The organism is Mesorhizobium sp. M0276 (genome assembly GCF_040321755.1).
Taxonomy (GTDB): Bacteria; Pseudomonadota; Alphaproteobacteria; order Rhizobiales; family Rhizobiaceae; genus Mesorhizobium.
Genome location: NZ_JAMYSC010000111.1, coordinates 1 through 9,678 on the forward strand (window position 1 = coordinate 1; position 9,678 = coordinate 9,678).

4 protein-coding genes and 7 pseudogenes are annotated in these 9,678 nt (G+C 61.3%); 6 read left to right on the top strand and 5 right to left on the bottom strand.

Translation table 11 applies throughout. The features are described from left to right. A pseudogene (locus NKJ01_RS35415) lies at positions 1-1,065 on the bottom strand (IS110 family RNA-guided transposase); the annotation flags it as partial. A gap of 105 nt (positions 1,066-1,170) precedes the next feature. Here NKJ01_RS35415 and NKJ01_RS35420 point away from each other — a divergent pair. Then, the gene (locus tag NKJ01_RS35420) at positions 1,171-2,289 is read left to right on the top strand and encodes an IS110 family RNA-guided transposase (RefSeq protein ID WP_352735176.1); all 1,119 of its coding nucleotides are present in this window, start codon (positions 1,171-1,173) and stop codon (positions 2,287-2,289) included. Between the two features lie 497 nt (positions 2,290-2,786). Next, a complete protein-coding gene (locus NKJ01_RS35425) occupies positions 2,787-3,782 on the top strand; it encodes a transposase (protein ID WP_502905956.1) in 996 nt (331 codons plus the stop codon). Here the strand turns inward: NKJ01_RS35425 and NKJ01_RS36615 are convergent. Continuing rightward, positions 3,704-4,911, bottom strand: a pseudogene (locus NKJ01_RS36615) (IS110 family RNA-guided transposase). The gene NKJ01_RS35425 and the pseudogene NKJ01_RS36615 overlap by 79 nt on opposite strands. A 264-nt stretch (positions 4,912-5,175) precedes the next feature. On the opposite strand from NKJ01_RS36615, the pseudogene NKJ01_RS35440 reads away from it, so the two are divergent. After that, positions 5,176-5,393 (top strand): annotated as a pseudogene (locus NKJ01_RS35440) (transposase); the annotation flags it as partial. Positions 5,394-5,434: 41 nt separating this feature from the next. Here NKJ01_RS35440 and NKJ01_RS35445 read toward each other — a convergent pair. Beyond that, positions 5,435-5,924: pseudogene (locus tag NKJ01_RS35445) on the bottom strand (IS66 family transposase); the annotation flags it as partial. Here NKJ01_RS35445 and NKJ01_RS35450 point away from each other — a divergent pair. From NKJ01_RS35450 to NKJ01_RS35460, 3 pseudogenes are all read left to right on the top strand, one after another. Further along, a pseudogene (locus tag NKJ01_RS35450) lies at positions 5,917-6,349 on the top strand (transposase); the annotation flags it as partial. The pseudogenes NKJ01_RS35445 and NKJ01_RS35450 overlap by 8 nt on opposite strands. Before the next feature lie 64 nt (positions 6,350-6,413). Next, positions 6,414-7,026, top strand: a pseudogene (locus NKJ01_RS35455) (IS630 family transposase); the annotation flags it as partial. A gap of 208 nt (positions 7,027-7,234) precedes the next feature. Then, positions 7,235-7,584: pseudogene (locus tag NKJ01_RS35460) on the top strand (transposase); the annotation flags it as partial. 28 nt (positions 7,585-7,612) lie between these two features. On the opposite strand, the gene NKJ01_RS35465 reads toward NKJ01_RS35460, so the two are convergent. After that, a complete protein-coding gene (locus NKJ01_RS35465) occupies positions 7,613-8,608 on the bottom strand; it encodes a D-alanine--D-alanine ligase family protein (RefSeq protein WP_352735181.1) in 996 nt (331 codons plus the stop codon). 459 nt (positions 8,609-9,067) lie between these two features. Continuing rightward, positions 9,068-9,286: a hypothetical protein gene (locus NKJ01_RS35470; protein ID WP_352735183.1), complete on the bottom strand. Its 219-nt coding sequence runs from the start codon at positions 9,284-9,286 to the stop codon at positions 9,068-9,070. Positions 9,287-9,678: the final 392 nt, after the last annotated feature.

The window sequence follows — 9,678 nt, forward strand, 5'->3', positions numbered from 1 at the left end:
GCCTTCATGACGGCACCTTCGATGACGACGCCCGCGGTCACATATTTCCACAGCGCCACGAGCAACTTCCTTGCAAGGGCGACGATGGTTGTCTTTTTGAGGCGCCCCTGATTGCGCATCGCGCGTTCGTGGAACCAGCGGGTAAGCGCTGAACTCGGTTGATTGCGCAGCCACAGCCAGGCCAACTCGATCATCGTCGTTCGCAGTCGGGGGTTGCCGGCCTTCGAGACGCCTTGCTCGTGCTGGACCGATCCGCTCTGCCAAGGCGTCGGCGCGAGCCCGGCATAGGCGGCGACCTGCCGGCAATTATCGAAGTGCCGGAACAGCCCTTCCGAGTAGAGGATGGCGGCACACTCGGGGCCGATACCCTTGAGATCGAGTAATGTCGCTGCTGGAGTTTCGGCGACTTCGATTGCCAGCAGAGCGTCGCGCTCGGCCTGCACCTCTTTGATCTGGACTATCACCAGTTCGAGTCGGTCGAGCTCGCGACGGATTTGCCCCTTCAGATGTTCTGGCATTGCGCGGCCGTCGCCGGTCCTCAATTCTTCAAGCCGATGTCGCCGGTCACGTCCCAGCGGCTCGTAGCCGGTGATGCCCTGAGCAAACAGCAGGCCCTTGATCCGGTTGACATGGCAGGTCCGCTCACCAACCAGAACCTTGCGTTCACGGCCGATGCGCGGATGGTCCTCCTCCTTGACGCTCGGTACCCTAACCATCGCGCACACGCGCGGCTCGCCTCGTTTGTAGGCGAGCAGCGCACGCACCAACGCCTCACCATCGATCTTGTCGGTCTTGGCACGACGCCGCCGGCGCGACGTGGCAATCGAGGCGGCGTCGACGACATGGCTTTCGATCTCCTCGGCCTGCAGGACTCGATGGATCCAGAAGCCGTCGAGACCCGCCTCCTGAATGACCACAAGCGCAAAGTGCCGGCCGGTGCGCGCCTGTGCTTTGTCCTGAAGCTGGGCAAAGCGTGCCAGCAGTCCTGTGATATCGCCGCCGCATACCGCATCTCTCGCCACTGCCCGGCGACAGCGAGGTGATCAACCAGGTCGATTTATTGAGACCGTATGTTCTCGCGGTGAAGGTGGCTCACCCCCGCGATAAGCTGAGATCGGGGGTTGCTTCGGAGTGGCCGAAGCCGAGCCCCAAGCTTAGCGAGGGTGAACCATGGATCAGCATAACAGGCTTTTCGTCGGTCTGGACGTCTCGAAACTGAAGATTTCTTTAGCCGTCGCGGATGGCGAGCGGGGTGGTGAGGTAAGATTTTTCGGGGATATACCGTCAGATCCGGCCTCGGTGTCATCCATCGTGCAAAAGCTGGCCAAGCGAGGAACAAAGCTCCACTTCTGTTACGAGGCAGGGCCTACAGGTTACGAACTCTACCGTCAGCTCACCGAGATGGGCCATGATTGTGTGGTGGTGGCACCGGCACTAATTCCCAAGCGTCCCGGAGATCGAGTGAAGACCAACCGGCGCGATGCGGTCAGCTTGCCACGGTCACATCGTGCGGGTGAGCTGACGGCGGTTTGGGTGCCGGACCGCGGGCATGAGGCTATGCGCGATCTCGTGCGGGCCCGTGAAGCAGCACAGGAGGCTCAAAAGCGGGCGCGTCAGCAGCTTCAGTCGTTCCTCCTTCGACATGGCCGCATCTATTCGGGTCGCTCATCCTGGTCGCTGGCGCATATGCGGTGGATATCGACTCTGAAGTTCGAGCATCCGGCGCACTTCATCGTGCTCAAGGAATACTGCCAGGCGATCGAGGATGCCGAGGTGCGCTTAAAGCGTCTGACCGATCTGATCTCGGAGACTGTCAAATCCTGGACGATGGCTCCTGTTGTCGAAGCCTATCAGGCGTTGCGAGGCGTATCGTTGATTGCCGCCGTCGTCTTTGTTGCCGAAATTGGCGACATCCGCCGCTTTGAAAACCCCCGCCAGCTGATGGCCTTTCTTGGCCTCGTTCCGTCAGAGAGCTCGACAGGTGAACATGTCAAACGCGGCGGGATCACTAAGGCCGGGAACTGTCGGGCCCGTCGCATGCTGGTCGAAGGCGCATGGGCTTACCGCTTCCCTGCGCGGGTAAGTCGAACCAAGCAAGCGCAGTTGGAAGGCCTACCGAGAACCGTTCGCGAAATAGCGTGGAAAGGTCAGCTCCGCCTCTGCTCTCGCTACCGAAAAATGATCCTCGCGGGGCAGCACAAGGCCATCGCGATCACCGCGCTCGCTAGAGAAATGGGGGCCTTCCTGTGGGCTATTGGCCAGGAAGTGCAACCAGCTCATCAAGCTTAACTTAGCGCCGCTCGCATTTGGCGACCAATTAGAAAGAGGAAACAAGATCGATCATCTGCTGATGCTCAATGTTGGAGGCAGGTCCCGGTCGGGCAATCTTCGATGGAACTGAGTGGCCGACGACGTCGATGCCCGTGCTAAGATAGAAGCAGCCCCAGGCGTACACACGGAAATGCGGTATCCAACCCGCATATAAGAGTTTGCAAACCGTGGTCTTGAGACCCTGTCTCCTACATTGCGCATTAGCCACACCATGCAGGACCAGCCACTATTGGCGGGACGAACAGGCGTGGCCACGCCGCTTGCAAATGAACATAAGAGTTCCAAAGATACGAAGATCGCGCCAAGGTCGTGCGGATTGCGGCAGGCGCCGCAGATCGATCGGCTACAACATGCATGATTGGCCTCCACAGAGTTGTTGGTCAGCAACCCACTCTGCCAGAGCGCAGGTCGCTTCCACCACCGGTCATGGGATCTTTGATGACAAGATCGTATCGATGTACGCGCGCGGCATGAGCACCCGGGATCACCGGGCACCTGCGCGATCTGTACGGCATCGAAGTGTCAGCGGACCTGATCTCAACGGTGACGGACGCCGTGCTCGACGGAAGTCGCCACCGCAGCAAAGGCCGCTCGATCCGATTTACCCACTGGTCTTCTTCGATGCGATCCGGGTCAAGATCCGCGATGAAGGGATGGTCCGCAACAAGGCCATCCACATCGCGCTGGGCGTGCGCGCCGATGGGGCAAAGGAGGTTATAGGCCTATGGCTCGAGCAGAATGAAGGCGCCAAGTTCTGGCTGCGGGTGATGAACGAGCTCAAGAACCGCGGCACGGAGGATCGTCCACCTGCTGCGCAACTCCATGGACTTCGTGTCCTGGAAAGACCGCAAGAGCCTCTCCAGCGCACTCAAGAAATCTACCGCGCCGTCGATGCCGATGCCGCCGAAAAGGCGCTGGCGGCGTTCGAGGCCGGCCCCTGGGGCCTGCGCTATCCCGCCATCGGCCAGAGCTGGCGGCGCGCCTGGGGCGAGGTCATTCCATTCTTCGCGTTCGCTGACGACGTCCGTCGGATCATTTACACCACGGATGACATCGACAACCCTGATTCCGACTTTTTCGATTCGTGTTGCGTTTCTTTGTTCGGCTCAGGTGAGCCTGTTTCTTCGTCCCGGCCCACAGGATTTCCCACGCGAGCGTGTCGAGACGCAGTCAAGGCTGGCCGGTGCGATGGCGCCACGGCCGGCTGCGAGGTTTCCAGGCCACGCCTTGACGGCGTCGAGCACGGCGCCATTCTGGAGCGGACCGAGGGCGTCGGTCGTGCCGCCACATTTCCTTGTGCTATATTTGTCCGGCACGGACGACCACGTGGCAAAGAGTGGTGCGAGAGGATGAGAGTGCCGCCACGCAGCCGTTATAGTCGTTCCTCGTTTGTGGCGTCCGTGCGCCGCTTCGGCCCTCGTGACCGCCAATGCCGAACCATTAGCTCGTAGGCACGTTCGGCATTCTCGGCCGCGGCTTTCTCGCTGTTTCGCAACTCCTTCACGTTGTAGGCGTAAGCCGAACCGCGGCGACCGACACCGCGCTCGCCCGGCGCGCCGGCTTGAGAGCGAGCTGCCTCTGCTTTGCCGCACCAGCGCCGGGCGAGCCCAGAAGTAGTCCTGCTCCTTTGTCAGCAGATACCAGATCAACACGGCGAGCTTGCGGGCGAGTGCCACGGCTGCGACCTGATGGCCGCGCTTGTTACGGATGCGTAGGAAGAAGGCCCTGAGCGGTCCGGGCGCCTTCGCCGTCGCCCAGGCGGCCTCGACCAGTATGGCGCGGGCATGGGAACGACCATGTTTGCTGATCCGGCCATATTGCGCCAAGCCAAGACCGGATTGGCGCACACGCGGATTGAGGCCGAAGTAGCTCACCAGCTTCTGCGGTTCGCGAAACCGCCGGATATCGCCGACGGCGGCGATGATACCGCTCGCGACGATGGCATTGACGCCGGTGATCGTCTGAAGCCGCCGGACTTGCACATCATCAATCGCTTCCCGGGCGATGTCGCGATCGAGGTCGGCCAGATCCTCGGCCAGGCGGTCAATCTCGCGGATGTGGCGAGCGATGGCGGCCCGCTCGTCGTCGGGAAGCACCTGCCGCTCGAGCCAGGCGCGACCGCGATCGTTGAACAGATCGGCATGCGGGCACTTCGGCACTAGGTGCGCCTGCAGGATGCCATGCACCTCGTTCTTCACGCGCGTGCGATGCCGAACTACCTGGTTGCGCCGCGCGACGAGGCGGCGAAGCCGCTCGGTCCGCTCGTCAGGTACCCAGACCTCCGGCAGAAAGCCGCTGGCATGGAGCTGCGCCAGAACGCCGGCATCGATCTTGTCGGTCTTAATCCTGGCATGGGCGATCGCCTTCCTGCATCGGGTTGGCGACAATCACCCGGCCGACATAGGGCGACAGAACCCGCACCACCGCCATGGCGTTGCCCGTGGCCTCGACGACAACCTCATCCGTCCGTCGCAAACTGCGGCCGAACCCTTCCAGTCCCGAGCGGGTCATGTCGACCCGTCCGTGATGGCGCAGCCGGCCGTCTTCCCAAACCACCACATCCGCAAAGGTGCGGTGGATGTCCTTCCAATCACACGTCTCATCGGCTCCCTCTCCTCAAACAGTCGGGAGCCGGCGGGCGACGCGACACCTACGGATCCGCGCTCTCGGCGCAACCGGGCAGGTCGCAGGGGCGGCCAGCTACTAATGCGAGCTCGCAGCTCATCGAATACATCGGCCTGCCCGCACTTGGCGTGCTCCCGGTGCCCCTGTCCCGGATGGTCGCACCATACGCCGAAAATCGCTCATCTCCAGCGGGGATCGGATGGCACCGTCATGATCATACCGGTTACGAACTCAATAGAGGCGTTGAACTCGAAACTTCGACGGGCTGTCAGGGCCAGGCGCCATTTCCCCAGCGACGATGCGGTTACCAAGCTGCTCTATCTAATCTTGGACCGATCGAGAAAGAGTGGAAAATGCCCCACGTGAGTGGACCATGGCAAAGGCCCAGTTCGCCGTCAATCTTCGGCGAACGCTTCATCCGGGCAATGGCGGCGTAATGTTCAACCGCCCGCCCGCACACGGAATTCCTGACAGTCCCGCGCAACGCCGCGACGGCCTTGTCGCACTCGGCCGCGAACGCGCCCTGCGCACGGCGCAACATGTTCATCAGTCCGCCCTGCCTGAGCCCGAAAAGGTTCTCGAACGGGCTCTGCAGCCGCTCGTAGGACAGGGCCTGGAAAGTCTTTGAGATAGGTCGCTACGGCGTGCACGCGTGCCCCGAACGGCGTCCCCTTCGCCGTATCTGGCACAGCCGCGACGACCAGCGTGCCGCTGGACGGGCAACGGACTGCCAGACGCCGATGGCGCTCAATTACAGGCCTAATCGCGGGAAGCTCAATCTTGTCGTGCTCGCTGACGGTTTCGGCAGCAAGATCGCTCGACAGGCTGGCGCGGCAGCAAAGGCATTGGTCGGGATGATGATCGATGATGCGATCGGCATCCTCACGCATGGCGCGGCTGTGACCTTCATGACCCTCCTTGGCGCCGCCAGGCATTGCCCTGTCCCGACGCTCCTTGCGATCGCTCGAAGCCATCTATCAGGCCCACTTCGTTCAGGGCCGCGGAGTGCTGCGCCGCGAGCTGACGGTCTGCTTGCGAACAGGACGTGTGTTACGGTTGGCCCAAGGCGCGCGTGCGTAGGCGAGGCAAGGGCTTTGTCTCACCAGAGATCATGATCAGTCCAGCGCCCCGCTGAAGCGGCTGATAGAGCGGTGCGGGGACATTGGGAGGGAGACCTCATCCTCGGTCTTGGCAGCTCGGCGATCGGCACGCTGGTCGAGGGCACGACGCGCTTCACGATGCTACTGCATCTTCCCCGGCTCGCGGGCATGGCGAAGTTCCGCGCACGAAGAACGGGCCTGCGCGCGCGGGACACGGGGCCGAAGCCGTCCGCGACGCGATCACGCGCACCATCATCACCTTGCCAGAAGAACTGCGTCGTTCGCTGACCTGGTAGCGGATATGGCCTAATATCGCGGCCAGACCCGCCTTTCCAAATTCGGCAATGCGCGGCTGCGCCGCACCGCTGGCGCAGCTTCAAACTTTCGAATGACAAGGCCTTTGCCGAGAAACTGCACGACGTCGCAGGGCTCGCCGCCGGCCCACGCCATTGTCCTTTCCGTCGATGAAAAGAGCCAGATCCAGGCGCTCGACCGGACGCAGCCAGGACTTCCTTTGAAGAAGGGCCGCAGCGGCACGATGACCCATGATTACAAGCGCCATGGCACCACGACACTCTTCGCTGCCCTGAATGTTCTCGATGGCTCCGTCATTGGCCGCAACATGCAGCATCACCGGCATCAGGAGTTCATCCGCTTCCTCAACGCAATCGAGGCTCAGTTGCCCAAGGATAAGGCGGTTCACGTCATCCTGGATAACTATGCGACGCACGGGGCCGGGTTGGTGCGGCACCCACGCTGGACATTCCACTTCGTTCCGACATCGTGTTCCTGGCTGAACGCCGTCGAGGGCTTCTTCGCAAAGCTCACACGGCGACGACTGAAAAATGGTGTCTTTCATTCCGTCGTCGATCTTCAGGCAGCCATCAACCGCTTTATCAAAGAGCACAACGAAGAGCCAAAGCCGTTCATTTGGAAAGCAGACCCGGTCGCGTCCCCAGACGTGGTGTAGCTCGGCGGTAGCGAAGCCGCTCGCGAGCGCGCCCTCAACAGCGCCGCAGCGCGCGAGGGGCTTTGCGGCGGTCATCGATGTTCCCCGGGTAAGGTCGGGTTGCTGACACCAACCTGATTCGAAGGAACCACCGATGCCCGACGACATGATGAACCTGCGCACGCTCGTGAAGAAGACCCCGACGCCGATATCTTGCGCGAGATGATCTATCTTGCGCGAGATGATCGGCTTTGCCGCCGAGCGGCTGATGGAGCTGGAGGTGGGCGTCGCCTATAGCGAGAAGAACCCGCTGCGGACGGCTAAGCGCAACGGCTATCGCGAGCGCGACTGGGAGACGCGCGCCGGCACCGTCGAGTTGCGCATCCCCAAGCTCAGGAAGGGCTCCTATTTCCCCGGTTTCCTAGAACCGCGCCGCATGGCCGAGAAGGCGCTGACCGCCGTCATCCAGGAGGCCTACGTCCCGCTCGGTCGACGACCTGGTCAAGGCCATGGGCAGGAACGGCATCTCCAAAAAGCCAGGTCAGCCGGCTGTGCGAAGAGATCGACGGCAAGGTCGACTGGCCCGCGACTTTCTGACTCAGTAGGACTAACTGCCGATTCCGAAGTACCGCGTGTGAGCGACATCGAGGATCCGATTGATCAAGTTCGAATAGCTGTGTTCAGCAGCGATCGCGGCAAGGACCCATGAGGAGTGCATACTGAGCCCCGGCATTGAGTTGATCTCCAGGACAAAGGGACGGCCGGAGCGGTCGATCCGGACGTCGAGCCGGGCATAGTCCCGGCACTGGCAAGCACGAAAGGTCGCAACCGAAATTTCCCCTAGCAAGGTCGCAAGGCTACTCTCGATTTTCGCCGGGCAAATCGTCGGCAGCTTTTCAGCCGGCAGGTACTTCCCCGCCCATGTCAAAAGACCAGTTTCGCGTTCGCCGAAGTCGATTTCCGCCAAAGGCAGCACCTCGGGTTCTCCATTTCCCAGCAGCGCAACATGGATTTCGCGCCCATCGATGTATTCCTCTACGAGCGCATCCTGTCCATATTGCGTGACAATCATTTCCACTGCCTGCCTCAGCTGAGCGGGCTCATGTACAAGCTGCAAACCGAAGCTGTTATCTTCGCGACGCGGCTTTACTACCACCGGGAATCGCAGGTCGCCGGTGCTCTCGGTGCCGAGGCGCATGACGCAAAACTTCGCCGTCGGCACGCCGCAACTACGCATGAGCCTCTTGCTGATCACCTTATCGTCCGTTAGCCCATGCCCGAGTGGGCCCGACCCGGTGTATGGAACGCCCGCCATCTCGAGCATTGCCGGGACGTGGGTGAAGCGGTATTCGCCCTGAATACCCTCTGCCAAATTGAAAACGATTCCCGAGGGGCGGGCTTGCAGATCGGGTGGCATGAACCGCTCGAGGGTATTGAGCAGTCCCTTGTCGCCTTCGCACAACAGTGTCTCGTGACCGCCCTCTTTTACTGCTGCCACCACTCTTTCGTAGTATCCATTAGAGGGCCAAGGGTGTGGATAAGGCTGTCCAAAGTGGTTGATAACGCCTGCAAATTTGCTATTCTGCACGATGGCTACCCGCATTGAGGTACTCCTTTGATATTGCCTTCTGTTATTGGCTCGAGCGGAACAGTCCGTCCGCGCCCGCTACACGGAGTCCGCAGCAATCGGCGTGCCACCAAGAAATGTGCGAAGAAGGGCAGAAAACTATGTGTTTCGCGCCGTGCCCGCGGAATACTTGTGACTGAGCGTATTGAATTCGCCCACAGACGTCTTCACTGGGACGCAGCCGAACACGAAAGCATAGAACAGCGAATAACGCCAATCGATCACGTCTGGTGACGGGGCGTGGTTGACGGTGTTTGTCGCGTGCTATCCGGCACTTCTCGCCGTTGGCGCCGACCCAGACAGCCTGGAGGTCTGTGCCCAGCGCCGTGATGCCCGTTGCCAAGACAGGTAATGGCCTCGGCCCCGCGGCATCAAGCGCGGCGATCTTGCTCTCGATCTCCTCGACACGGATGAGCGCCTGCTTCCAACGCGCTTTCACTTCCGCCGCAACCAGCCGGTTCTGGGATCGGCCGCATCATATTGCCGGAAAGCCCGGTCGGCGGCGTAGCGGGCAGCCTCAAGATCCAGACTGAGGGAGTCCCGGACCTGGTCACGACGATTGGCAGCTTGCGCCTCGGCTGCGCCAGCGGCAGCAGTCGCTCCTGGCTCCTCGACACAGAGGAGCGCTTCCTCAATCGCATCATCGACGCGCATGCGCGATCGGCAACAAGCCACCGATATCGCTTATGAAAGGCTCATCGGCGGCCTTTCCGCCCTGAGCCATCACCCCCGGAAATGCCTACCCTGGGCCATCCAAAGATGGGGAGCACCTCAACGAGGAAAAGGGCTAACTTATAAACGTTAGCTCGATCCCACGTCCCGGCATATGTGGACGCCTCTCTTCGTAAGATGCCGAGCCGTAATTTGATGGTGTCGGTTGCGCGCATATGTTCGGTCTATCGTTGTCAATGACCGTGGAATCGGGACCCTGTATTTTCGCGCAAAAGGGGGTCTGACGCACGCCGGCCGCCGAGCGCCAGCCCAAGATGATGAACGATACACTCCGATCGCGAGGTCCGGCGGGATCGCTCGGCGACAACGCAGTC